The 23,086-nt window shown below is 43.1% G+C and carries 22 protein-coding genes; 15 read left to right on the top strand and 7 right to left on the bottom strand.

Going from position 1 to position 23,086, the window contains the following annotated elements:
• Positions 1-47: 47 nt before the first annotated feature.
• Positions 48-488 (top strand): hypothetical protein, encoded by a 441-nt coding sequence (locus OA34_RS04145; RefSeq protein ID WP_039672733.1) that lies wholly within the window; start codon positions 48-50, stop codon positions 486-488.
• Here the strand turns inward: OA34_RS04145 and rraA are convergent.
• Both rraA and OA34_RS04135 read right to left on the bottom strand, forming a co-directional pair.
• Positions 451-948, bottom strand: coding sequence for a ribonuclease E activity regulator RraA (rraA, locus tag OA34_RS04140; protein WP_039672731.1), 498 nt, complete (start codon positions 946-948; stop codon positions 451-453). The two genes, OA34_RS04145 and rraA, sit on opposite strands and share 38 nt — an antisense overlap.
• 12 nt (positions 949-960) lie before the next feature.
• Entirely contained in the window at positions 961-1,317 is a 357-nt protein-coding gene (locus OA34_RS04135; protein ID WP_039672729.1) for a hypothetical protein, read from the bottom strand.
• 88 nt (positions 1,318-1,405) lie between these two features.
• Between OA34_RS04135 and glmS the strand changes: the two genes are divergently transcribed.
• The 12 genes from glmS (at position 1,406) to OA34_RS13505 (ending at position 14,583) form a co-directional block, all read left to right on the top strand.
• Positions 1,406-1,813 carry a methylaspartate mutase subunit S gene (gene glmS / locus OA34_RS04130; RefSeq protein ID WP_039672727.1) on the top strand — a complete coding sequence of 136 codons (408 nt, stop codon included), beginning with the start codon at positions 1,406-1,408 and terminating at the stop codon, positions 1,811-1,813.
• The gene (locus OA34_RS04125) at positions 1,810-3,174 is read left to right on the top strand and encodes a methylaspartate mutase (protein ID WP_039672726.1); all 1,365 of its coding nucleotides are present in this window, start codon (positions 1,810-1,812) and stop codon (positions 3,172-3,174) included. The genes glmS and OA34_RS04125 overlap by 4 nt, the downstream gene beginning before the upstream one ends.
• Positions 3,171-4,364, top strand: a complete 1,194-nt coding sequence (locus OA34_RS04120) for a glutamate mutase L (protein WP_039672724.1) — start codon at positions 3,171-3,173, stop codon at positions 4,362-4,364. The genes OA34_RS04125 and OA34_RS04120 overlap by 4 nt, the downstream gene beginning before the upstream one ends.
• A gap of 1 nt (position 4,365) precedes the next feature.
• The gene (locus tag OA34_RS04115) at positions 4,366-5,937 is read left to right on the top strand and encodes an AMP-binding protein (protein ID WP_039672722.1); all 1,572 of its coding nucleotides are present in this window, start codon (positions 4,366-4,368) and stop codon (positions 5,935-5,937) included.
• Positions 5,938-6,040: 103 nt separating this feature from the next.
• On the top strand, positions 6,041-6,175 hold the full coding sequence (gene rpmH, locus OA34_RS04110) for a 50S ribosomal protein L34 (protein ID WP_039672720.1): 135 nt from the start codon (positions 6,041-6,043) through the stop codon (positions 6,173-6,175).
• Positions 6,163-6,501 carry a ribonuclease P protein component gene (gene rnpA, locus OA34_RS04105; RefSeq protein ID WP_060825722.1) on the top strand — a complete coding sequence of 113 codons (339 nt, stop codon included), beginning with the start codon at positions 6,163-6,165 and terminating at the stop codon, positions 6,499-6,501. Before rpmH ends, rnpA begins: the two co-directional genes overlap by 13 nt.
• On the top strand, positions 6,498-6,836 hold the full coding sequence (yidD, locus tag OA34_RS04100) for a membrane protein insertion efficiency factor YidD (RefSeq protein ID WP_039672716.1): 339 nt from the start codon (positions 6,498-6,500) through the stop codon (positions 6,834-6,836). Before rnpA ends, yidD begins: the two co-directional genes overlap by 4 nt.
• 5 nt (positions 6,837-6,841) lie before the next feature.
• On the top strand, positions 6,842-8,428 hold the full coding sequence (yidC, locus tag OA34_RS04095; protein WP_286682874.1) for a membrane protein insertase YidC: 1,587 nt from the start codon (positions 6,842-6,844) through the stop codon (positions 8,426-8,428).
• On the top strand, positions 8,425-9,384 hold the full coding sequence (locus tag OA34_RS04090; protein ID WP_442765122.1) for a Jag N-terminal domain-containing protein: 960 nt from the start codon (positions 8,425-8,427) through the stop codon (positions 9,382-9,384). The genes yidC and OA34_RS04090 overlap by 4 nt, the downstream gene beginning before the upstream one ends.
• Positions 9,381-10,718 carry a tRNA uridine-5-carboxymethylaminomethyl(34) synthesis GTPase MnmE gene (mnmE, locus tag OA34_RS04085; protein WP_039672712.1) on the top strand — a complete coding sequence of 446 codons (1,338 nt, stop codon included), beginning with the start codon at positions 9,381-9,383 and terminating at the stop codon, positions 10,716-10,718. Before OA34_RS04090 ends, mnmE begins: the two co-directional genes overlap by 4 nt.
• Positions 10,719-10,778: 60 nt before the next feature.
• Complete coding sequence (gene nhaA / locus OA34_RS04080; RefSeq protein ID WP_039672710.1) at positions 10,779-11,942, top strand: Na+/H+ antiporter NhaA; 1,164 nt, start codon at positions 10,779-10,781, stop codon at positions 11,940-11,942.
• A gap of 64 nt (positions 11,943-12,006) precedes the next feature.
• Entirely contained in the window at positions 12,007-14,583 is a 2,577-nt protein-coding gene (locus OA34_RS13505; RefSeq protein ID WP_286682834.1) for an EAL domain-containing protein, read from the top strand.
• 6 nt (positions 14,584-14,589) lie between these two features.
• Here OA34_RS13505 and lolA read toward each other — a convergent pair whose 3' ends face one another.
• Complete coding sequence (gene lolA / locus OA34_RS04070) at positions 14,590-15,105, bottom strand: LolA-like outer membrane lipoprotein chaperone (protein WP_041963378.1); 516 nt, start codon at positions 15,103-15,105, stop codon at positions 14,590-14,592.
• A 124-nt stretch (positions 15,106-15,229) separates the two neighbouring features.
• Between lolA and secA the strand changes: the two genes are divergently transcribed.
• Both secA and OA34_RS04060 read left to right on the top strand, forming a co-directional pair.
• Positions 15,230-17,815: a preprotein translocase subunit SecA gene (secA, locus tag OA34_RS04065; RefSeq protein ID WP_039673256.1), complete on the top strand. Its 2,586-nt coding sequence runs from the start codon at positions 15,230-15,232 to the stop codon at positions 17,813-17,815.
• 9 nt (positions 17,816-17,824) lie between these two features.
• The gene (locus OA34_RS04060; protein ID WP_039672708.1) at positions 17,825-19,027 is read left to right on the top strand and encodes an ABC transporter permease; all 1,203 of its coding nucleotides are present in this window, start codon (positions 17,825-17,827) and stop codon (positions 19,025-19,027) included.
• A 34-nt stretch (positions 19,028-19,061) separates the two neighbouring features.
• Here the strand turns inward: OA34_RS04060 and OA34_RS04055 are convergent, their stop codons facing one another.
• From OA34_RS04055 to OA34_RS04040, 4 genes are all read right to left on the bottom strand, one after another.
• Complete coding sequence (locus tag OA34_RS04055; RefSeq protein WP_039672706.1) at positions 19,062-19,466, bottom strand: hypothetical protein; 405 nt, start codon at positions 19,464-19,466, stop codon at positions 19,062-19,064.
• 111 nt (positions 19,467-19,577) lie between these two features.
• Complete coding sequence (locus tag OA34_RS04050) at positions 19,578-20,816, bottom strand: ArsS family sensor histidine kinase (protein ID WP_039672705.1); 1,239 nt, start codon at positions 20,814-20,816, stop codon at positions 19,578-19,580.
• The gene (locus OA34_RS04045) at positions 20,813-21,493 is read right to left on the bottom strand and encodes a response regulator transcription factor (RefSeq protein ID WP_039672703.1); all 681 of its coding nucleotides are present in this window, start codon (positions 21,491-21,493) and stop codon (positions 20,813-20,815) included. Before OA34_RS04045 ends, OA34_RS04050 begins: the two co-directional genes overlap by 4 nt.
• Positions 21,494-21,554: 61 nt before the next feature.
• A complete protein-coding gene (locus OA34_RS04040) occupies positions 21,555-22,973 on the bottom strand; it encodes a Do family serine endopeptidase (protein WP_039672702.1) in 1,419 nt (472 codons plus the stop codon).
• Positions 22,974-23,086: the final 113 nt, after the last annotated feature.

Here is a 23,086-nt window from a genome sequence, read left to right as displayed (position 1 = left end):
ATAAAATTCTCAATATAACGGTCTTTTTTTCAAGGAAACGACAAATTATGAGCTATTTGCATTGGTTTGAAGCGCATGCTAACAAACATCACGCAATTATCGTTAAACTTTTGACGCAAAAGATGTCCAAAGAAGCGATCATCGACTACTTTACGTTTGAAAAGATGCGCTTGAACGAGCCGGATTTTTGCCCTTTGTATGCCGATTGCCAAAAGTGTCACGCGATGGAGAAACTGAATTGCTATTTGTGTGCTTGCCCGCATTTTCGGTTTAACGATGAGGGGATTGCGTGCCGCGAAGGGATAAGGTATAAAAGCACTTGTGCGATCGCTTCACGCAAGGGTCGTTACGCGGTTTTTGAAAACGTTGCGCATTTGGATTGCTCTTTGTGCACGGTTCCCCATACCGAAGCGTTTATCGCAAAACACTTCGATTTGGAGTGGAAACGCCTTATGATGGCATGTCTAGGGAAGGCTCTAACGGCGTAGCACTTAGGATGATTCCGTCGCGATCGGCGTAAAGATAGTCGCCTTCGTTGAACGTTACGCCGCCGAATGAGAAGCTTACATGTAAGCTTCCTTCTTGAGGTTCCATCGTCTTTTTCGGACACGTTCCCAATGCAAAAAGCCCTACGTCGATCTCTTTTGTATTTTTAGTATCGCGGACGTAACCGTTGATCACGATTCCCGCCCAGTGATTTTCATACGCGAATTTCATCAAATTATCGCCGACGACGGCCGTGTATGCGCCATGGACGTCGACGACGGCTATGCGTCCGGCACCTTCGCTTTTGAGCAGTTCGACTAACGTTTTGTTATTGCCAAAGAGTTGAACGGTAACGATAGCGCCAAAGATGCGTTTGCGTCCGCCGTAGGATTTAAAAAGAGGATCGAGAACGCGAACGCTGTTAGGATAGGCATCGCAAAGGTCTGCGGTGTAAAATTTCATAAGAGCTCCTTGTTATTTGAAAAGGCGTATTAGGTTGTCTTGAGTGGACATGGGTGAACGCTTCGGTACGGTAAAATCGACTTTTTCTTCATGGCAAGAACCGCAGAGTTTGAGTTCTTGATGTGCCCCGACGTCTTTTTGCGCATAAACGTTTTCACGCGAATGGCAATCAAAGCAGTCTTTTCCGCATTGCCCTTTTTCGGAGGGTTTGTTGTGACATGTAATGCACTCTTTTAATACGAAATGGTTGGAATCGTCGATATAAGGTTGCAGTTTGGGATGACACTCCAAGCAACTGCCTCCGCATGCCGATACGTTAGTGCCGAAAGCCGCTAGAAAAATGCTACACGCGAGTAAAATACGATACATGCTAAAACTTTTTCGAAAAATTTGTGTTAATTATACTTTAATAAGGTTAAGATAAAATACAAAATTATTCAAAATTTAGGCTAAAAGAATGAAAGTTGTCACGGGCGTAGTCGGCAACGATATTCACGTGGTCGCCAACCGACTTATCGATATATCGTTACAAGCAAGAGGGTTTGAGGTGTTCAATCTGGGCGTGAATACCTCTTTGGAAGAGTTTATCGACGCGGTAGTCGAAACCGATGCCGACATTTTGTTGATCTCGTCGCTCAACGGCGAAGCGGAAGGGTGGTGTAGAGATTTGCAGTTTTTGCGCTCCGAGTATAACTTGCGCGAAGACGTTATCTTTGTCATCGGCGGCAATTTAGCCGTGGGCGAAGCCAAACAAGACGATATTATCCCCAAATACCGATCTTACGGGTTCGATCTCGTGTTTCACCAAGTCGATCTCAATACCGGCTTAGACGAGCTAGAGCGATACGTCAAGGAGCGTGCATGAGTCTGTTGCAAAAAGAGCGCGACGTTATCACGCGCAACGAATACGCCGACACCTTTGATTTCGCCGAAATCGAAAACTTTATCGCGAATGCTCCTAAAGAGCTTTTCATCACGCATCATTTTAAAAAACGCGACCGCCTTTTGGTTCAGCCGCGCGGCGGTTTCCCGACCTATAAAAAGATGTTTGAACTCTACGAAACGTTTATGGGCGCGGACATCGACGTTCTGCCTTTAACGGTGGACAGCAATACGCGCCTCAACGATTACGCAATGGCGCAAAAGATGCTTCGCCTCTCCGAAGAGAACGAGATGGATATGCTCAACGGCTATCCGCTCGTCAATCACGGCTATCGAACGACCAGAAAGATGATCACGCACTTTAACAAACCCGTTAGTCTTCGTCACGGAACGCCCGATGCGAGGCTTTTGGTGGAAACCGCTTTGGCGTCGGGCATTTTTGAGATCGAGGGCGGACCGATTACGTACATGTTGCCTTACTCGAAAAATTTTCCGCTCGATAAAGCCTTCTTGTACTGGAAATACGTCGATAAAGTCTGTGCGTTGTACTCAAAATTGAATGAGCCGATCAACCGTGAATCGTTCGGTCCTCTGACGGCAACGCTTGTTCCGCCGTGCATCGTCATCGTGATCCAGCTCATCGAGATGCTTCTATCATTGGAAGAGGGCGTCAAATCTTTTTCGGTCAGTTTCTCGCAAAACGGTTCGATGATGCAAGACGTCATTACCTCAAACGTCTTGAAAAAATTGGCACGCGAATACGCCGATACGTTCGGAAGCCAAGACGCCATCATCAATTTGGTGTATCATCAATGGATGGGGGCGTTCCCGCGCAACAAAGAGCTCTCCGACCAGCTGATCAATACCAACACGGTGATCGCCGCGATGGTAAGAGCCGATAAAATCATCATCAAAACGCGCGACGAAGCCTTTGGCATTCCGACCATGCAGTGCAACGCCCAATCGGTCGCTAATACCAAATATACGCTTCGTACCCTCAAAGGACTTCCCGTGATTAGCGATGCCGAGGAAGAGGAAAATCTTGAATTGGAAGTACGGGCATTGATGGATGCGGTTATGAACGATCCTGCCGATACCTTGTGGCGGAAAGTGTTTAACACTATCAAAAGCGGACTCATCGACGTGCCGTTTTCGCCGCACATCATCAACCGCAACGCCGTCATTACGATTCGCGACGATCAAGGCAATATCCGCATCATCGACAAAGGAAAGCTTCCATTGCCGGATCGCTGTTTTGCGTATGAAAAATCTAAAGTCAATTTGCCCGAAAGCAAAACGGAAGTCATCAACAAAATTATCCACGACATAGGAGCCATGCTATGAGTAAACTACTGATCGACGTGGGTAGTACCTATTTTAAAGTGTGCCAGCAAAGCGGCATCAACCAATATTTTCGCGATTTTAATAAAGATATTTTTGATGATTTGCTGAACAAATGCGGCGATATTTTTTCCAATTACGCAAAAGAAGACATTTATATTTGCTCTTCCGCTAACGGCGGTTTAAGCACGCTCATTATCGGTCTTACCAATTCGTTTAGCCTCAAATTCGCCAAAAACATCGCGTTTAACTCGGGGATTAACATCATCGATACGATTTTGTACCATAAAATCGACGAAGCCAAAGCACCCGGTGAACTGATCGACGTCGTGATTATCGTCGGCGGGATTGACGGTATCGCAAACGTGTTTGACGAAAAGCTGTTTGATTTTTTACGCAATGTTCGTTACAACAACATCGTGTACGTCGGCACAAAACAAGACGCAATGTTTTTGAGCGAGAACATTCAAGACCTCAAAGTGCTCGGAAATATCATCACCGAAAAGCTACATGTCAACGGCGGCGAGTTGAAAGAATACTTGACCAATCTGTACCAAGCCGATATCGTCGGAAAGGAAGATATCAAACACCTCTATGCCATCACGGCCAATCAAATCTATTCGACGCCTTACATCGTCAATCGCTCTTTGCCGCTCATTGACGCTAATTTTGACGTGGTCAATCCGTTCATCGTCGTGGATATCGGCGGTGCAACGACCGATATTCATTACAGCCGCGATTTGGTGCGCGACAATATCGTCAGCGAAAGCGGATTTGATCGTTTAGTGTTTAAAAAACTGGGCGTCTATAAATCACGTGAAACGCTGATATTTGCCGCCAAAAACAACGAATTTGTGTACGAGCTTTTGGCGTATTTGAACGTAACGGAAAATATCTTGGAAGAAGAGAGCGAAAAAGCGCTTCGTATTCTAATGCAGCTCTCCATTTTCTTGGTGCTTTACAAAGTCTCGCGTTTGCACCCGTTGTACGTGACGCTACATCTTGAGCAGCTCAAAACCGTCGTATTAACGGGCGGTATCACCAAAGTGCTCTCGTATGAAGAGGTGGAGAGCATTATGCAGTTTTTCTATAAAAAAGTATTAGGACTTCACGCCATACCCAACATCGTGATGGATTATGAGTATGCCATTTGGACGCTTGGCATGCAAAACGATACCGCTTCAAGGAGCTAAGATGTCAATCAATTGTATTCGTGCATTAATAGAGAAAGCCGCTCTCGTCTGCCCCGATAAAATCGCCGTTATCGACGGAGCTAAAAAACTTAGCTACGGCGAACTTTCTAAAAAAGTCAATCAAGTCGCACGCTATTTTAGCGAATTGGAATTACCGAGCGGTTCGCGTATCGGTATTTATTCGCACAAAAGTTATGAGCAGATTATCGCCGTTTTGGCGGTGCTTTCAACCGAGCATATTTTCGTACCCATTTCGCGTCTTTTGAAAGCCGAACAAGTCGAACATATTATCAAAGATTGCGGGATTTCGTGCATCGTTACCGATAAAAATAAGATCAAAAACATCGATGCAATCGACTATAACGGTAAAATTATGACCTACGAGGCAAGCGAACGCGACATCGTTTCGTTTGAAGAAATTTACAAATGTTGCAGCGATGTTTATACATGTAACATCGGCGATTATAAAAATGCGGCGATTACGTATAGTTTCGGTTTGACGGGTTTTCCGCGCGGTATCGTCATGACCCATCGCAACTTAATCGACAGTGCGCGCGTCGTTTCTAATTACCTCGAACTCAAAGAAGAAGACGTCATTTCGGGAACGTTGCCGTTTATTTTAGACTACGGTCTCAATCAACTTTTCGTTTCGATCTACCATCATGCGACGTTAGCACTTCATTCCTTGGTTCTTCCGGCCGATTTTTTCAACCATCTCATCAACGATAAAGTAACCGTTTTGCCGGTAATGCCGCCGCACATTACCCAAATGTTTGATGATAGTAGCCGAATTCCCAATGCCAAGTTATTGCAAAACGTACGTATCGTAACCTCTTCGGGCGGTAAAATTACGCCGAAGATGATTCAAGACATCGAAGTACATTTTAAAAAGGCCAAGTTTTATTCGATGCACGGACTTACCGAAGCATTTCGTTCGACCTACCTCGATCCCGCGCAACTTAAGATTCGTCCTAATTCCATCGGAAAACCGATTCCGGGCGTTGAAATTCACGTGATCAACGAACAAGGCTTGGAGTGTGCGCCTAGAGAAATCGGCGAGCTCATTCACCGAGGCGGTTATATCTATAAAGGGTATTGGAAATCCAAAGAAGATACGCAAAAACGTTATAAAAGCGTCGATATTTTGAAAAATATCGTAAACCTTGAGGGCGATTTGACCGATGAAATCGTCGTTGCCAGCGGTGATTTCGTTTATCGAGACGAAGAGGGGTATTTGTATTTCGTCTCTCGTAAAGACGACATGATTAAAGTCAGCGGTTTTCGTATTAGCCCTTACGAGATTGAAAGCGTCGTTTACGATAAACTTCCGAGCGTAGCACAATGTGCTGTTTTTTCCATTGAAAACGAAAAAACGGAAGAAGAGATCGTCATGGTTTACGGTGCTCTAAGGGAAATTCCGAAAAATGAAATTCTTTTCGAGTTGAAAAAACATTTGCCCAATCATATGATTCCTTCGATTATCGTTTACAAAGAAAAGTTGCCGCAAACGAGTCCGAGTGAAGTCAAAATTGACAAAGAAGCTTTACGAAAAGAGGTCTTGGAACTTCGTTAGAACCTTGCGTATCTTGGAGTTCTTAATCGAATCTTATGCAATTTTTAAGTAAAGCTAAGGTAAAATCCATACCTTAAATTATTTTTACAGAAGGAAACTTTCGATGAAAAGAACGTATCAACCTCACAGTACCCCTAAAAAGCGTACACACGGTTTTAGAGAGAGAATGAAAACCAAAGGCGGACGTAAAGTCATTGCAGCACGTCGTGCTAAAGGAAGAAGAAGATTGGCCGCTTAAGGGCGTATGAAACTCTCAAGGAAACACGAGAGTATTCATATATTTACAATCACGGGAAAAAATGGCACTACGAAGGTGCCCTTGTTTTTTACTTGAACGATACGACAAAAAGGGTTGGATTTACCGCGAGTAAAAAAGTCGGTAATGCTATTAAACGCAATTTAGCCAAACGAAGGCTTCGGGCAATTTTTTTAGATATACAACCTACGTTGAACGACGGTGTTTATGTTTTTGTTGCAAAAGAGAAGATACACCAATTATCCTACGAGGCACTCAAAAAAGGGATAATATGGTCTATGAAAAAGTTGAACTGTGTTAAAGAATGAAATCCTTGACATTGTGGCTTATAAAAATGTACCAAAAGTTTTTGACGCTTTTTAGTTATGGAAGTTGTAGGTATTATCCGACATGTTCGCAGTACGCGAAAGAACAGCTTTTGTACAATAATTTTTTCAAAGCACTTTGGTACAGTGTTATACGCATTTTAAAATGCAATCAACTTTTTGTAGGCGGAATCGATTATCCTATCGTTCGCAAAGTGTTTGCCGCTCCTTCTTTTGTACATGTAAAACGGATTTCCTCACAACGTGTTGTTTATTGGTTCGTGCCAAAAGGCACACAAAGTTTTTACATCGTAAAAGCTTTTAAAACATTGAAATAAAGGGAATCTCAATGACAGATAAACTGACTCCTCAGGTGCGTATTATTATCGCCACCGTTTTATCTTTTTTATTTTTTGCACTCTACGATCACTTTTTTATCCCCAAAAATCCTCCGATGACCGATGCCAATACTTCTGTTGCTGCTGAGCAAAAAGTCGTTACCTCGGCACCGAGCGTAACGACGAATAGCCAAGACGTAACGGCCGCTCCGACCAATGCGACGTCTACGACGGAAGTCATCGCGACGATTAAAGCGGCTTCTTATGAAATTCAAATCGATCGTTTAGGGCGCATTGCCAAAATGTACCTTCAAGAAGGGAAATACAAAGACGATAAAGGCGAGCGTTTTCAGCTTATCGACGCTTCTCAAAACCTGTTGCCTTTAGAAATTCGTTTTAAAGATAAATCGCTTAACGACGATGCTTTTGCTATGTCGTACAGCGCGGACAAAAGTACGGTAGAAGTTGATGAAAAAGGTGCTACGGTCGTATTGACGCAACTACTTAGCGGTTTAAGCGTCACAAAGACATTAACGTTTTATCCTAACGGAAATTACGATATTCACGTAATGCTTTCCAGTCCGAAAGAGTATTTTATCTCTCCGGGCTTTCGTCCGCATGTCGCGATCGACAGTTATACTTTCCACGGTGCATTGATTAAAAAGTCAGACGATACGATTCAAACGATTGACGACGGTTCCGCCAAAAGCGATTTACACTTTAGCGCGGCTAAAATCGTAGCGGCGGCCGATAAATACTATACGACGTTTTTTTACAGCCTCGATAAAGGTCTTAACAGCGTCGTAACGATCGGTAAAGACAAAGATCCTCTTTTATTCGTTCAAGGCGAAGCCGATTTTAAATTGGGCGGATATATCGGTCCTAAAGACCACAAATTGCTTCATTCGATTCATCCGGGATTGACCGATGTCGTTGAATACGGCTTTTTTACGTTTATCGCAAAACCGCTTTTTATGCTACTCTCTTACTTGCACGGCATTTTCGGTAACTGGGGTTGGGCTATCGTTGCGATGACGATTATCGTACGTTTGGTATTGTATCCCTTAACCTATAAAGGCATGGTTTCAATGAACAAGCTCAAAGAGCTTGCTCCGAAAATTAAAGAATTACAGAAAAAATACGGTGACGATAAGCAAAAATTGAATATGCACATGATGGAGTTGTATAAAAAACACGGTGCCAATCCGATGGGCGGATGTTTGCCGATTCTTCTTCAAATTCCGGTCTTCTTTGCCGTGTATCGTGTGTTACAAAATGCGATCGAACTCAAAGGAGCAGAGTGGATTTTATGGATTAACGATCTTGCCGTTATGGATCCTTATTTTATTCTTCCGATTTTGATGGGTATTACGATGTTCGTCCATCAACGCATTACGCCGACGAGTTTCACCGATCCGATGCAAGAAAAAATTATGAAATTTTTACCGCTTATCTTTACGTTTTTCTTTGTCACGTTCCCTGCGGGTTTAACGCTTTATTGGTTTACCAATAACCTTGCATCGATCGTTCAACAGTTTTACGTTAATAGAATTTTTGCTAAAAAACATGAAGAGCCAAAGGTCGAGAAATGATACGAGTCGAAGCTGAAACACTTCAAGAGGCTTATTCAAAAGCCGCTGGCGAGTTGTCGTGTTCGGTAGTGGATTTAGAAATCAACATTATCCAAAACGGATCAGGCGGATTTTTGGGGCTTTTTAAGAAAAAAGCCATTATCGAAGTTCAACGTAAAGGGGCACATAAGCCTCATTTTAAAGAACGAGAAGAGCGTGAAGTCAAAGAACCTACAGAGCATCAAAGAGGCGGTGAAACGCCTAGCGATGCAAGTTTTGACGAGCGTAAAGAGTTTCAAAAACGTTCTAAAAATAGACGCCATCGTACGAAAAATAAAGAACCCTTTAAAGAAGGCGTACAAGAGCGACCCGAGCGGAAACCGCTAAGTGCAAAAGAGATGCCCGTAGCGCACGAGCCAAAATTTGAGCAAGTTAAACCGTTAAGAGAAGTGCGTCATACGATAGCGTCTAGCGTTATCGATCAAAATTTCCATCAGGAAAAACGCGAAGTTAACGATATTTTAGACGAAGTGCGACAAAACATCAAAAATCTTTTTAAGTACGGATGTTTTACGCTGGATACGCCCTTGGTCTCAAAATACGACGAAGAGACGATTTTAATCGAATTTAGCGGTGAAGACGCGGCTCTTTTAATCGGAAAAGAGGGGTATCGCTATAAAGCGCTTTCGTATTTGTTGTACAATTGGATTAATTTAAAGTACGGTCTTAATATTCGCCTTGAGATTGCGGAATTTTTGAAAAATCAAGAAGAGATGATTGAGAAGTATTTAGTACCGGTGATTGAGCGTATTCGTAATACGGGAAAAGGTCAAACGAAGATTTTAGACGGAGTCTTGATTAAAATCGCGCTTGAAGCATTACGCACCGAATTTCCCGAAAAATACGTCGGTATCAAATCGGGAAAAGACGGCGGTAAGTTTATCGTCGTGAATGATTTTAACAGGAAAAACGCATAGACACGATAGCTGCGATAGCTACGAGTTCAGGTATCGGCTCCATCGCGATTGTTCGCGTGAGCGGAGCGGATGCCCTAAGCGTAGCCCTACGACTTTCTCGCCAAACGACGCTAATACCAAGGCATGCGACTTTATCGTTTTTATACGATAGTACTTGTGCACCGATTGATCAAGCGATCGTTCTTTATTTTAAAGCACCGCACAGTTTTACGGGTGAAGACGTCGTCGAGTTTCAATGTCACGGCGGTTCGATTGTCGCAAGTATGGTTCTTGACGCGCTCTTAGGCTTAGGCGTGCGCCTTGCACAGCCGGGGGAATTTTCCAAAAGAGCTTTTTTAAACGGTCGTATCGATTTGTCCGAAGCCGAAGCGATAGCTGCTTTAATCGAAACGCGAAGCGCGGATGCCGCAAAAATATTAACGCGTCAGCTCAAAGGCGAACTCAAAGGTTTTGTCGAACATGTGAGAGACCAACTCGTTGAAATGTTGGCCTTTATCGAAGTCAATATCGACTATGCCGAAGAAGATTTACCGCTGGATATGATGCAAAAAATTCGCCTGCGTTTAGATGCTTTGAGTGAAGAATTACTCCGTACTTATGAGAGTAGCGAACGTCGAAAAGGACTGATGAGCGGCTTTAAAATAGCCATCGTCGGTAAGCCGAACGTCGGTAAAAGTTCTCTTCTGAATGCACTTTTGAGTTATGACAGAGCCATTATCAGCGATATTGCCGGTACGACGCGTGACACGATCGAAGAGGAGCTTCGTGTCGGTTCGCACTTGGTGCGTATCGTCGATACGGCGGGAATTCGCCAAGCCCACGATACGATCGAACAAATCGGTATCGAACGTTCGATCGCGGCGATCGAAGAATCTGAAATCGTCATTGCGATGTTTGACAATAGCCGTACATGTGATTCGGAAGATCTTCACATGTTAACCTTACTTCAAACGTACGAAGCAACGAAATCCGTGATTTATGTCTTGAATAAAAGCGATTTACCCACTTTATTTGATCGTTCACTCTTACAGGAAGGGTGTTTGATGCTCTCCGCTCATCGCGATACCGATCTTTTGATTCAATCGCTTCAATCGCTTTTGGATCGATGTGCACACGAAGATAGTATTATGTTGACCTCTTCGCGTCAAGTCGAAGCGGTTAAAACGGCGTACAAAGAGGTTGTCGCTTCGTTTGATTGCCTCAAAGAAGGCCAGCTTGAATTGTTCGCATTTCACATCAACACTGCCGTCGAAGCGATTTCTTCGATTACGTCCGCTTTCGAACGCGATGAAATTCTCGATAAAATGTTTAGCCGCTTTTGCTTGGGAAAATAGCGATTTACAAACTATTTACTTCTTTTCGTTACTATAAAAACTCGAACGAAAGGGGGTTTTATGTTAACATCGATAGAAGAATTTATTAAAAAAGAGTCCTCTTCGGGTATTCTTTTGATTGTGGTTACCTTAACGGCACTTTTGCTTCAAAATAGCGTTTTAACCGACTTTTACTCTCGTTTTTTAGAAACGCCTTTACAGATCAGTTTCGGCTCGTTCGGCATAGCCAAACCGCTTTTACTTTGGGTGAACGACGGATTGATGGCGGTATTCTTTTTTTTAGTCGGCTTGGAAATCAAACGTGAAATTTTAGAGGGAGAACTCTCTTCTCGAAGTCAAATTACTTTACCTTTGTTTGCCGCGATAGGCGGAATGCTAACTCCCGCGTTCGTTTTTACGCTTTTTAATTACGGAGATAGCTTTGCAATGAACGGATGGGCGATTCCGACCGCGACGGATATTGCGTTTGCTTTAGGCATTTTGTCTTTGCTCGGGTCTCGCGTTCCACCTTCTTTAAAAATCTTTTTAATGGCACTTGCGATTATCGACGATTTGGGAGCTGTCGTGATTATCGCACTTTTTTACACCTCAAAACTCTCATTTATGTCGATGATGGTTGCTTTAGGGGCTATTATGCTTTTAGTGACTATGAACCGTTTGGGCGTCGTGAAAAAAGCGGCTTATATTTTAGTCGGTATCGTTTTGTGGGTTGCCGTTTTAAAATCGGGCGTTCATGCAACCATTGCCGGCGTCGTGTTAGCTTTTACGATACCGCTTTACTCTCGCACTGCTCAAGGAGAGCGTTTTTCGATGCTCAAAGAGTTGGAACACGACTTACATTATTGGGTCGCCTTTTTGATTTTACCTCTGTTTGCTTTCGTCAATGCCGGCGTTGATCTTAAGGGTGCTTCCGTTCAAACGTTGGTTTCGAATGTTTCGCTTGGAATTGCACTCGGGCTTTTCTTCGGCAAGCAAGTCGGTGTTTTTTGCTTTAGTTATATTGCCGTGAAATTAAAATGGGCCAAATTGCCCGAAGGCAGTAATTTTAAACAACTCTACGGTGTCGCCGTTTTGACGGGAATCGGTTTTACGATGAGCTTATTTGTGACGACGTTAGCGTACAACGATAGCACTGTTTTTTTTCAGGCCGATAAACTGGCGATTCTCATCGGTTCTTTTTGCTCGGGCATCGTCGGGTATTTGTTTCTTAAAAAAACTTTATAATTATGACATAAGCTAAGGAAAGCTATACTGTAATACGTTTTGTGCCTCGTCAAAGGAGCCGGCAGTGAAACAATTGAGTCTTACCAAACGTCTTTTTTGGATAATAACGTTTTTTATTTTTCTTGCCAATGCCGTCGTTATCGGTTATTTATACCGACAAGCGCACGAGTTGACCGCGATTCGAGCTTATTCGAAAGCCAAAACGCTCCACGACTATTTTATTTCGATGCGTTACGTGTATCATCAACAGTTTCTCTCAAGCGGTATCGATTTAAACGACTCGACGGTTGGATTTTTACCTGCGCACGCTTCAACGCATATCAGTGATTTCTTTAAACAACGCTCTAAACAAGGCATTACGATTCGTAATGTTTCGGATAGACCGCGCAATTCGGATAACAAAGCTGATGCGCTTGAAGAGAAAATGATCCGCTACTTCAACAATCACCCCGAAGAAGACGAAAAGCTCGAATTAATAGAAGATACAAACGGACAATCGTTCTATTTTTTCTCGTCGCCGTTACGAATTCAGACGTATTGTTTGGCGTGCCACGGAAAGAAAGAGGAAGTATTGCCCTATATCGCCCAGCGTTACGACAACGCCTACGGTTATTCTTTGGGAGATGTGAGAGGGCTTACCAGTATAAAAATGCCTAAAAATCTTCTCTTTGGAGACGTGATTATGCTCTTTTGGGAAGAGGTTGCCTTTAGCATAGCGGTCACTTTGTTTTTATTGGTTGTAATGTTTTTGGCGATTAAAGAGTTGACGAAAAGAGAAGTGGAACAGAAAAAAGAGTTGGAAGCATTGGTCAAAGAACGGACGCAAAAATTGATGCAAAAAAGCGATGAACTGGAAAAAGCGTACGATCATCAAAAGCATCTTTATTCGGTTTTGCGTACGGTTGCCGATAGCAATCAAATCTTGATTACGACGCAGACGCTTGGCGAATTATTAGAACAAACGGCACAATGCCTTTTTGAAAACGATTCGTTTGCCCATGTCAAAATCATTTTATGGGACGAAGAGAAGCTTTCGGTTAAAGAGTCCTTGGGACTTGACAGTGATTTTAATATTACCGACGTCGAAGAAGAGGTTTTTCATAAAGGGGGTTACCGTATTTTAACGCATAACGATAAAGCCGTGGGCTTTTCATGCCAAACGATGATGCGTCGTTACGGTGTGAGCGAAGCGTATATTACCGCACTTAGAAGTGATAAATTTGCGCGTAACGTTTTGGGTGTGTTAACGATTTGTACGACGATACCGCAAGGTTTTAGTCAAGAAGAGCGCGCGATGATCGAAGAGTTGGCGGGAGACGTCGGCTTTGCCATTAACTCGTTTCATCAAAAAGAGAGCATTATGAAGCTTTCGTATTATGATCCGCTAACCGATTTGGCTAACAAAACGATGCTAAGCGAACATATTCGCCTTGCAATTCAAGCTCACCAAAATTCTCACATGTACGGTGCGTTGTTATTTTTAGATATCGATAATTTTAAGTCGATTAACGATCTCAAAGGACACGCAACGGGCGATAAGCTTTTGGTGTTAATGGCGGAGCGTTTGAAAGGTTTTACGCGGGACAATGATGTTTTAGCGCGCTTCGGCGGCGACGAGTTTACCGTCTTGCTTCCGAATATTGCGGACGATCTGGAGGCGACCGCACGCAGCGCCGAAGAGATAGCTATGAAGATTTTAATCGCGGCAAAAGAACCGTTTATGATCGATCATCATCCCTTCTTTGTGACGGTTAGTATCGGGATCGGACTTTTCGGTGAAAAAGAGAGCGTAGAGTCTTTATTAAGCCATGCGGACAGTGCCATGTATGCGGCTAAAAGAGACGGTCGCGATACGATTCGTTTTTTCGATGCGTTTATTCAACATGTCATGGAAGAAAAATCGTTGATGTTACAACATTTACGCGATGCGTTGGATAGCGAGCAGTTTTTCTTGCTCTATCAGCCGCAACTTGATCATAATCGCCGTATCGTCGGCGTGGAGGCATTGGTTAGACTTCAGACGAAAGACGGAGAGATCATTTCGCCGGCACATTTCATTCCTGTTTGCGAAGAATCCGGATTGATTATACCCTTAGGTTATTGGGTTATGAAAGAGGCGATTTCTCAAGCGGCGAGATGGAAAGAAGACGCTGAAAAATCGCTATGGCGCATTTCGATTAATGTGAGTATCAAGCAGTTTGAACGTGAAGATTTTATCGCTATTTTGGAAGCGATGTTGAAAGAAAACGGCATCGACCCCTCACGGCTTCGCTTGGAATTAACGGAGAGCCTTTTGATCGGAGACAGTGAAAAAGCGTTGAAGAAGATCAATGCGCTCAAAACACTCGGCGTTTCATTGTCGATCGATGATTTTGGAACGGGATATTCGAGTTTGCAGTATCTCAAAAATTTTCACGTCGACGAATTAAAAATCGACCAATCGTTTATTCGCGATTTTATTCACAATCGAAGCGATGCGATGATCGTGGAAACGATTCTTTCTATGGGGCAAAATTTTCATCTCGAAGTCATCGCCGAAGGTGTGGAAACGCAAGAACAGTTTGAGGCGTTAAAAGAACTCGGATGCCGTTATTTTCAAGGGTATCTCTTTGCAAAACCCACGGCTCCGGAGCTTCTTTAATATCGCTTATTCACGGACGATATCGTATCCTTTCGGAATATCGGGGCGAAACATTTCGTCGTCGATAAAAAGATCGGTCGAAGCATTGGAAAAGAGAATTTCGACGTTATTTTCCAATTTATCTTTGTAGCTTATCTTCTCGATCGTATCGTTTGAACCTACAATCGTATACGTCGTGTCCATAAAACGGGTCACATAACGGTTCGGAGCGATTTCTTTGGCTTCGCGAAGTAATTGTGCGATATTGGGCGTGTTTTGCAACGTCGTAATGATGACTTGTTCCAACTCCGGTTCGACAATTAGCACTTTGTTTTGGTTAAAATAGATTTTTTTTACGACGGGTTTTTGATAAACCCATAACGCTTTTTGCTCTTTGGTTGCATAAAACGTCCCTTCGTACGCAATCGTTTTATTTTGATCGTTAGTCACTTTTTGAATAAAATCGCTTTGAATCGTTTTAAAATCACCTATTTTTGCGCATAAAAGCGTTGTAAAGCAGAGCAAAATTCCAATCAAACGCATAAAAACCCCTTGGTCGTGCAATATCGTTATGGAGTTTTATCAAAGAGATAGTAAAAGTATGATAAAATCCTGAATTCTAATGAAAACAGATCAGAAAAAAGAAAGAAAATTAGAGGAAAATCGTATGTCACTCAGTAGTATCGTTCGTAAAATTTTCGGCACGAAAAATGATCGCGTCGTGAAAGAGTTAATGGGACGCGTCAAAAAAATCAATGCCTTAGAACCGACGTATGAAAGGCTAAGCGATGAAGATCTTAAGGCGGCGTTTAACGCTTTGAAAGCGGATGTTCAAGCCGGTTTAAAATCTTTGGACGAGGTTTTGAACGATGTCTTTGCGATGACGCGAGAAGTCAGCAAACGTACGACGACGATGCGCCATTTCGACGTACAAATGGTCGGCGGTTTAGTTTTGCACGGCGGCAATATCGCCGAGATGAAAACGGGTGAGGGTAAAACGTTGGTTGCAACGCTTCCGGTCGTACTCAATGCAATGAGCGGCGAGGGCGTACATGTCGTGACAGTGAACGATTATTTGGCGAAACGCGATGCGGCGGATATGGCGCGAATTTATAACTTTTTAGGGCTTAGCGTAGGCGTTGTTACCAACGATCTTGCCAACGACACCGAACGTAAGGCGCAATATGACGCCGACATTACGTACGGCACGAATAACGAATTCGGTTTTGACTACTTGCGCGACAATATGCGCTACTCTTCGGGCGAAAAAGTACAACGCATGCATAATTTCGTGATTGTCGACGAAGTCGACTCGATTTTAATCGACGAAGCGAGAACGCCTTTGATTATCTCCGGACCTGCGAATCGAACGTTGGAAGGATATAAACTTGCCGACGGCGTAGCGCGAAAATTGATTAAAGAGCGCGATTTTAGCGTCGATGAAAAAAATCGAACGATTATTTTGAGCGAAGAGGGTATCAGCAACGCCGAAAAATTGTTTGAAGTCGACAACTTGTACAGCTTGGAAAATGCCGTTTTATCGCACCACCTCGATCAAGCACTGAAAGCCCACTATCTTTTTGAAGCGGACGTTCACTATGTCGTCAGAGAAGGTGAAATTGTTATCGTAGACGAATTTACGGGTCGATTGAGCGAAGGCAGACGATTTTCCGAAGGCCTGCACCAAGCCTTGGAAGCCAAAGAGGGCGTGATGATTAAAGAAGAGTCGCAAACGTTGGCGGATATTACTTTCCAAAACTATTTTCGATTGTATAAAAAGCTTGCGGGTATGACGGGAACCGCACAAACCGAAGCAACGGAATTTTCTCAAATTTACAATTTAGAAGTTATCTCTATTCCGACAAATTTACCGATGCGTCGCGAAGATATGAACGATTTGATTTATAAGACCGAACGCGAGAAATTCGAAGCGGTCATTAAAGACATTAAAGCGTGCCACGAAAAAGGTCAACCTGTTTTGGTGGGTACGGCATCCATCGAAAAAAGCGAATTGTTACATACGTTGCTGAAAAAAGAGAAAGTGCCGCATTCGGTTTTAAATGCGAAAAACCATGAAAAAGAGGCACAAATTATCAAAGATGCGGGCTTAAAAGGTGCCGTTACGATCGCAACGAATATGGCGGGACGCGGTGTAGACATCAAATTGACCGATGAAGTCAAAGCTTTGGGCGGTCTTTATATTATCGGCACGGAACGTCATGAAAGCCGCCGTATCGACAACCAACTTCGCGGTCGTTCTGGACGTCAGGGTGACGTGGGTAAGAGCCGTTTTTATTTAAGTTTGGAAGACAATCTTTTACGTATTTTCGGAAGCGATCGTATTAAAGCGATTATGGAGCGACTCGGCATCGAAGAGGGTGAGCATATCGAATCGAAAATGGTAACGCGTGCGGTTGAGAACGCACAGAAAAAAGTTGAAGCCCTTCACTTTGAAGCGCGCAAACACTTGTTGGAATACGACGACGTTGCCAATAAACAACGTAAAACCATTTACAATTTTAGAAACGATCTTTTAAATCCCGCATTCGGTATCGAAGAGAAAATCAAAGAAATTCGCCTCGAGTTCGTTACCAATCTGCTCTTTAGAGCCGAAATTTACGAAGGTATTTCCGAGACGCAATACGATCTTGAACGTCTTTGTGCCGTTGTGAGAGACGAGCTTGGAGAGACATTCGAAGCCGCATCGTTTCAAGAGCTTGATTTTGACGCACTACGCACGAAATTGACGGAGTTATTGGAAGCACGTTACGATGAAAAAATGTCCCTCGTCGATGCGACGCAACGTAAGGAAATCGAGCGTATTTTATACCTTCAAGTTTTAGACAATGCGTGGCGTGCCCATTTATACCAAATGGATATTTTAAAAACAGGTATCGGGCTTCGCGGTTATAATCAAAAAGACCCGTTAACCGAATATAAAAAAGAGAGTTACAACCTCTTTATCGAATTGGTCGAACAAATCAAATTTGAAAGTTTTAAAACGCTTCATATCGTTAAACTTCGCGATCAAAAAGAAGAGGACGAACGACGTCAAGCGATGGAAGAGATGATCCGTCGTATGGAAGAGAGCAATACTTCGACGACCTTAGAACACCAAAATCCTTATGCGGAAGACGAAGAAGACGAAAAAGAGAAAAAAATTCCTAGAAATGAACCGTGCCCGTGCGGAAGCGGTAAAAAATACAAACAATGTTGCGGTAAGAGCGGTCCTAAAAAAGGGCTTTTAGCATAAAGGGTAACGGTGCAAGGAAATCTGAGTCTTTATCTCGTTAAAAAATATTTGCGATTCGATAAATCGCAGCCGTTCATTACCGTGATTTCGCTTTTAGCGTTTTTCGGCGTGGCGATCGGATTGACGGTTTTAATGGTCGCTATGGCGATTATGAACGGCTTTGACAAAGAGTTTGAAAAAAAACTTTTTACGATGAATTATCCGCTTTCGATCTATTCGCGTACCTTTTCTCCGGTGACGCAAAACGATTTGGAAACGCTGAAAGCGAATTTTCCTTCACTGAAGTTTAGTCCGTATATCTCCACCCAAGTGATCGTGAAAAAAGGAGACCGCTTAGAAGGCGGACTACTTTTCGGCGTTTATTTCGAGCAAGAGGCTCAAATCAACAGTATCGTTGCCGATGCAGTGCGCGGAAAAACGCTTGAAAAATACGATTTGATTACCGGAAGCGAACTGGCAAAACATCATTTACTCAGTGCCGATGAAAAAGCGACGTTAATTTTTACGAAAAACGATCCGGGCGGTATGAGTTTGATTCCGAAGATGAAACGGTTTAACTATCAAGGTTCGTTTCATTCAGGCTTAATCGCGTACGACAAAGCTTACATGTACACGACGTTGGACTCTTTAGCGCAAATTTTGCAATACCAAGAGGGAACGTTTGACGGCATTCACATCTATTCTGACGATCCTCTCGTCGATATTGAAAAGATTCGAAAAACCTTACCGGCGGATTTAGGAATTGTCGGTTGGTGGCAGATGAACGGCAATTTTTTTGCCGCCTTAGCATTGGAAAAACGCGCTTTGTTTATCGTCTTAATGCTGATTATTCTCATTGCGTCTTTGAATATTATCAGCTCTTTGTTGATGACGGTTATGAACCGACGCAAAGAAATCGCTCTTTTGCTTTCGCTGGGAGCTTATAAAAAAGAGATCAAAAATACGTTTTTTTACCTAGGCTTAGTGATCGGCGGCGGTGGAATGCTTTTTGGTATGCTCTTAGGCGGTATTGTTTTATGGGTACTCGGCTCGTTTGATATTATCTCTCTTCCTGCCGATGTTTACGGTACGGCACGCTTACCGCTTGATTTATCATCGCTCGACTTTTTCTTGATCGTCTTAGGAACGAGTGCTATCGTGGCTCTTTCTTCGTATTATCCCGCGTATAAAGCGACGCAAATTAACGTTTTAGATACCCTTCGTAACGAATAGCCATGCTTCAAAGCGGGCAATATTTTGCCCGCTTTTATACATGTAAGAGTTCGGTCGTGATATTGCAGTTATCTTCCACCATCTCTTGAAGCTTACTCAAAAGCGTCTTGGAATCGGTTCCGTCTTCCGGATAGGTGACGACGTTATCGTGCGGTGATTGATCTAAAAATTCCTGAATCCCCGAAAGCACTTCGGTCGCACCGTTCCAATCGGTTCCCGTCAAGATAACGACATAATGGTTGTTGTGGTTGAAAATCGCGTCGGTGCGTCGAAGAATGCGTTGAAACATCTCTAAACTATCCATCTCTTTGCGATCTTCAAGGGAGAAAAAAATCAGCGAAAACGGAACTTCGTCTTTGATTCCGAAACGCTCCAATAAGGCGATATGATGGTCGATAAGATTGGCGAGATTGATCTTGGAAAAAGCGATTCCGGACATAAAACGTCTCCTTGTCAATGAGTTTTTGTTTACTGTCTTTCATTTGCCGCAAAAGAGATGATCGCGAACACCCGTCTTGAAAGAGGGCGATGAAAGCAATCTATTGTAACATTAATTTGGTTCGAGCGTATCGAGTTTTTCAAAATTGAAATAATTATACCCGTCTTTGTGTTCGTAAGTAAACGTCAAACGGTGTGCTTTGAGAATATGATGCACGATGTAAAGACCGAGTCCGAAACTGTGGTGTGAATTGTTTTCTTGCACAAACGGCTCTAAATAATGTGCCAGCTCGTATTTGAGCGGCTTGCCTTGGCTAATAAACGCCATTTTCGTTTTGCGCGCAACGATACGTACCTTTTGATCGATGGAGTATTTGATGCCGTTGTCGATGACGTTTTTCATCGCCGTCGTAAAGAGTCTAAAATCGACGTTTAAAATAATCTCTTCTTCACCGTCGATTTCGATTTGCGTAGGAGAAATCATCGCAAGATCAATGGCTTCGTCAAGCATATCGACCAAACGGTACGGTTTGACGTTTTTGAGACCCTCTCCGGAGGTAATTTGTTCAATCGAGGCAAATTCGTTAATCAGAAGTTCCAGTTTTTCAAACGTGCCGATCAGACGCGTACGCTGCTTGCCTTCTTCGAGCATTTCGGCACTAATGCGCCCTTTCGTGATGGGCGTTTTGAGTTCGTGCATGATATTGCGTAAAAAAAGTTGTCGGGATTGGTTGAGTTTGTTGATTTGTTCGACCGCATTGTGAAACGCATTGGCGACTTGGGAGATTTCGTCTTCACCGTCGGTTTTACAGTTGATCGTAAGGTTGCCTTTGGCAAACGCATCCATTTGGCGTTTGAGTTTTCGTAAAGGTTTGATTTTACGAATCGTCAAAATATATGCGATGATAATAATCGTAAAAACAACGCCGAAAATCGTTTTAATCAAATCGTAACGGTAGGGCTGAAAATCTTCGTCTTTAAGCAGTAACGACGAGTATTTGGTCTCGATTTGCAAGTAGTGGTCGTTTTCGTAGCGCAAAATGGCACTCGATCCGATTCGATCGGAGATTTTTTGAATCACTTGCGCATTTTGGATAATATGCTCTTGTTGCGCTTTATCCGTAATTTCGCGCATTTGGTACCCTTGCACCTGCTTTTTCAACTCTTCGTTGGTAATAAAATTATTGAGGTGAAAGAGTGTCGCACGCGCGATGATAGAGTACTTGATATTGAGTTTTTCGGTGTAAGTTTGTTTGTCGTACTCCAATAAAAAAAGAAGTGCGAGAAAAATACTCACGATGCTGATCGCAAAAATAAAGGTAATGCTGTAAAAAATAGAAGACTTGGTCATTGTAAAAATTTGTATCCTATACCGCGAATGGCATGAATATACGTCGGCTCTTTAGGGTTTTCTCCGAGTTTCTGACGAATACGTCCGATAATGACGTCGATGCTTTTGTTGGTCGTTTCTTCGCTAATGGCTTCGATATTGTAAATCAGCTCTTCGCGTGAGACGACACCGCCTTCTTTTTTGATGAGATAGCCCAAAATGCCGTATTCGGCTGCCGTTAAAGGAAGGGCTTTTCCGTGAAAAACAATGGTGCGTTGCTCTTCGTTGAGGACTAAATCTTTCGTTTTTTGTACATTTTGATCGATAGGGGTTAAGCCTTTATTGCGTCGTAATAGACTCATGATACGCGCTTGCAGTTCTCTTGGATTGTAAGGTTTGGGTAAATAATCGTCCGCGCCGTTTTCCAAAGCGGTCACTTTATCGGTTATATCGGTGCGTGCGGAGGAGATGATGATAGGAATCGTATGACGTTTGCGAATCTCTTTACACACGTCAAGCCCGTCGATACCCGGAAGCGTGAGGTCTAAAATCAAAAGATCGAAAGGATGCATATCTAGCGTCGAGAGTCCTATGTAAGGATCTTCCGCGACCGTGACGGACATGTCGAAAGGTTCTAAATATTCCGTTAAGATTTCGGCTAATTCCAAATCGTCTTCGATCATCAATATTTTCGTCATAATGCTCCTTACATGTCAACGGTATTATAGCCAATTTTAGGAGGGTTTCCCTCCTAAAACCTTAAGGCATAACCAAAATGGCTCTGTAATTTTGACGGTTGATGATGACGCGTTTTTTATGGTTTTTATACTCTTTCAAGGCATTGTTCAAGTCTTTCATCGTTACGATACGTTTTTGCTCGATTTGAACGATAATATCGCCTTCTCTAAAGCCCATCAGTTCCGCTTTAGAATCTTCTTGGACGTCGGTAACCAAAATACCTTCAGTCTCTTTGGGAATTTGGTACTGCATACGTGTTTGGTTATTGATTTCGGTGAGATCGAGACCTTCGATAGGACTGGACGCTCCTTTACTCTCGGCTTTACTGCTTTGAGTATCCATTTTGGCGAGTTTGAGTTTTGCCGTTTTAATTTTTTTGTCGCGTTCGTATGTAATCGTGACGCTACTCTCGGGTGCAATGGCGGCAATCGTATTTTTCAAGTCGTTGGAATTTTTGATTTTCGTGCCGTCGACTTCAATAATCAGGTCGGAAACCTGCAAGCCGCCTTTTTCCGCCGGTGAATCTTTTTCGACCATTACGATGAGCGCACCTTGTTTATTGTCGTACAGTTCTTTCAGATCGGACGTTAAATCGGAGATGGAAACGCCCATAAAACCGCGTTCGATTTTGCCGTTTTCAACCAACGAAGTAGCGATTTTTTGAACCATATTGGAAGGGATGGCAAATCCTACGCCGTTGTTACCGCCTCCTTTAGAAAGAATGGCACTGTTGATACCGATGAGCGCGCCGCGGCTATCGACTAAAGCACCGCCTGAATTACCGGGATTGATCGAAGCGTCGGTTTGAATAAAGTTTTCGTATTGATTGAGTCCGACGTTGTTTTTATTGAGAGCGGAGACGATGCCTTGCGTAATGGTCTCCCCCACGCCGAAAGGATTTCCGATCGCGAACACAACGTCGCCTTCCAACAGATTGGAAGAGTCTCCAAATGAGGCTACATGTAGGTTTTTGGCATCGATTTTAATGACCGCAAGATCGGTTTTTGAATCTTCTCCGATGACTTTGGCTTTATACTCTTTTTCGTCGTTCGGAAGCGTCACGACGATTTCATCGGCACCCTCGACGACGTGGTTGTTGGTAACGATATAGCCGTCCGCGGAGATAATGACGCCTGAGCCTAAAGAGTGCGATTTACGCTCTTGCTGTTTTAATTCGGGAAGTCGGTTTCCGAAAAATTCTTTAAAAAACGGATTGAGCATCATCAGTTCGTTGAGCTGGTCGCTCTGCTTGGTTTTCTTGGTCGTTGCGATATTGACGACGCTTTGTTTGACGTTTTTGATCGCATTGTTGTACGAGAGAATAACGTTAGAAGACGTTGCGTCTTGTCTTGGCGAATCTTTAGGCATCTGAGCGATTTGGATCGTTCCTGCAAAAAGGGAAAGGGAAGCGATAAGAGAGAGTAAAATCGTTTTTTTCATCGTTAGTCCTTTAAAAAATGTGTTGGTCGTGAAATTATAAAAGAGTGAAGTAAATATAAAGTAAATATTAAGCTAATGTCGGTATAAAACTTGATTGACCTAGACTAAACTTT

It is taken from the genome of Sulfurospirillum sp. MES (genome assembly GCF_000789415.1).
Lineage (GTDB): Bacteria > Campylobacterota > Campylobacteria > Campylobacterales > Sulfurospirillaceae > Sulfurospirillum > Sulfurospirillum cavolei.
The sequence above is the reverse complement of the archived record's forward strand: the minus strand, read 5'-3'. Positions and strand labels throughout refer to the sequence as shown.

Excerpts from the sequence above, each read along its gene's own strand:
- OA34_RS04145 (WP_039672733.1), top strand. The coding sequence starts at position 48 with ATGAGCTATTTGCATTGGTTTGAAGCGCATGCTAACAAACATCACGCA.
- rraA (WP_039672731.1), bottom strand. The coding sequence starts at position 948 with ATGAAATTTTACACCGCAGACCTTTGCGATGCCTATCCTAACAGCGTT.
- OA34_RS04135 (WP_039672729.1), bottom strand. The coding sequence starts at position 1,317 with ATGTATCGTATTTTACTCGCGTGTAGCATTTTTCTAGCGGCTTTCGGC.
- glmS (WP_039672727.1), top strand. The coding sequence starts at position 1,406 with ATGAAAGTTGTCACGGGCGTAGTCGGCAACGATATTCACGTGGTCGCC.
- OA34_RS04125 (WP_039672726.1), top strand. The coding sequence starts at position 1,810 with ATGAGTCTGTTGCAAAAAGAGCGCGACGTTATCACGCGCAACGAATAC.
- OA34_RS04120 (WP_039672724.1), top strand. The coding sequence starts at position 3,171 with ATGAGTAAACTACTGATCGACGTGGGTAGTACCTATTTTAAAGTGTGC.
- OA34_RS04115 (WP_039672722.1), top strand. The coding sequence starts at position 4,366 with ATGTCAATCAATTGTATTCGTGCATTAATAGAGAAAGCCGCTCTCGTC.
- rpmH (WP_039672720.1), top strand. The coding sequence starts at position 6,041 with ATGAAAAGAACGTATCAACCTCACAGTACCCCTAAAAAGCGTACACAC.
- yidD (WP_039672716.1), top strand. The coding sequence starts at position 6,498 with ATGAAATCCTTGACATTGTGGCTTATAAAAATGTACCAAAAGTTTTTG.
- OA34_RS04090 (WP_442765122.1), top strand. The coding sequence starts at position 8,425 with ATGATACGAGTCGAAGCTGAAACACTTCAAGAGGCTTATTCAAAAGCC.
- nhaA (WP_039672710.1), top strand. The coding sequence starts at position 10,779 with ATGTTAACATCGATAGAAGAATTTATTAAAAAAGAGTCCTCTTCGGGT.
- lolA (WP_041963378.1), bottom strand. The coding sequence starts at position 15,105 with ATGCGTTTGATTGGAATTTTGCTCTGCTTTACAACGCTTTTATGCGCA.
- secA (WP_039673256.1), top strand. The coding sequence starts at position 15,230 with ATGTCACTCAGTAGTATCGTTCGTAAAATTTTCGGCACGAAAAATGAT.
- OA34_RS04055 (WP_039672706.1), bottom strand. The coding sequence starts at position 19,466 with ATGTCCGGAATCGCTTTTTCCAAGATCAATCTCGCCAATCTTATCGAC.
- OA34_RS04050 (WP_039672705.1), bottom strand. The coding sequence starts at position 20,816 with ATGACCAAGTCTTCTATTTTTTACAGCATTACCTTTATTTTTGCGATC.
- OA34_RS04045 (WP_039672703.1), bottom strand. The coding sequence starts at position 21,493 with ATGACGAAAATATTGATGATCGAAGACGATTTGGAATTAGCCGAAATC.
- OA34_RS04040 (WP_039672702.1), bottom strand. The coding sequence starts at position 22,973 with ATGAAAAAAACGATTTTACTCTCTCTTATCGCTTCCCTTTCCCTTTTT.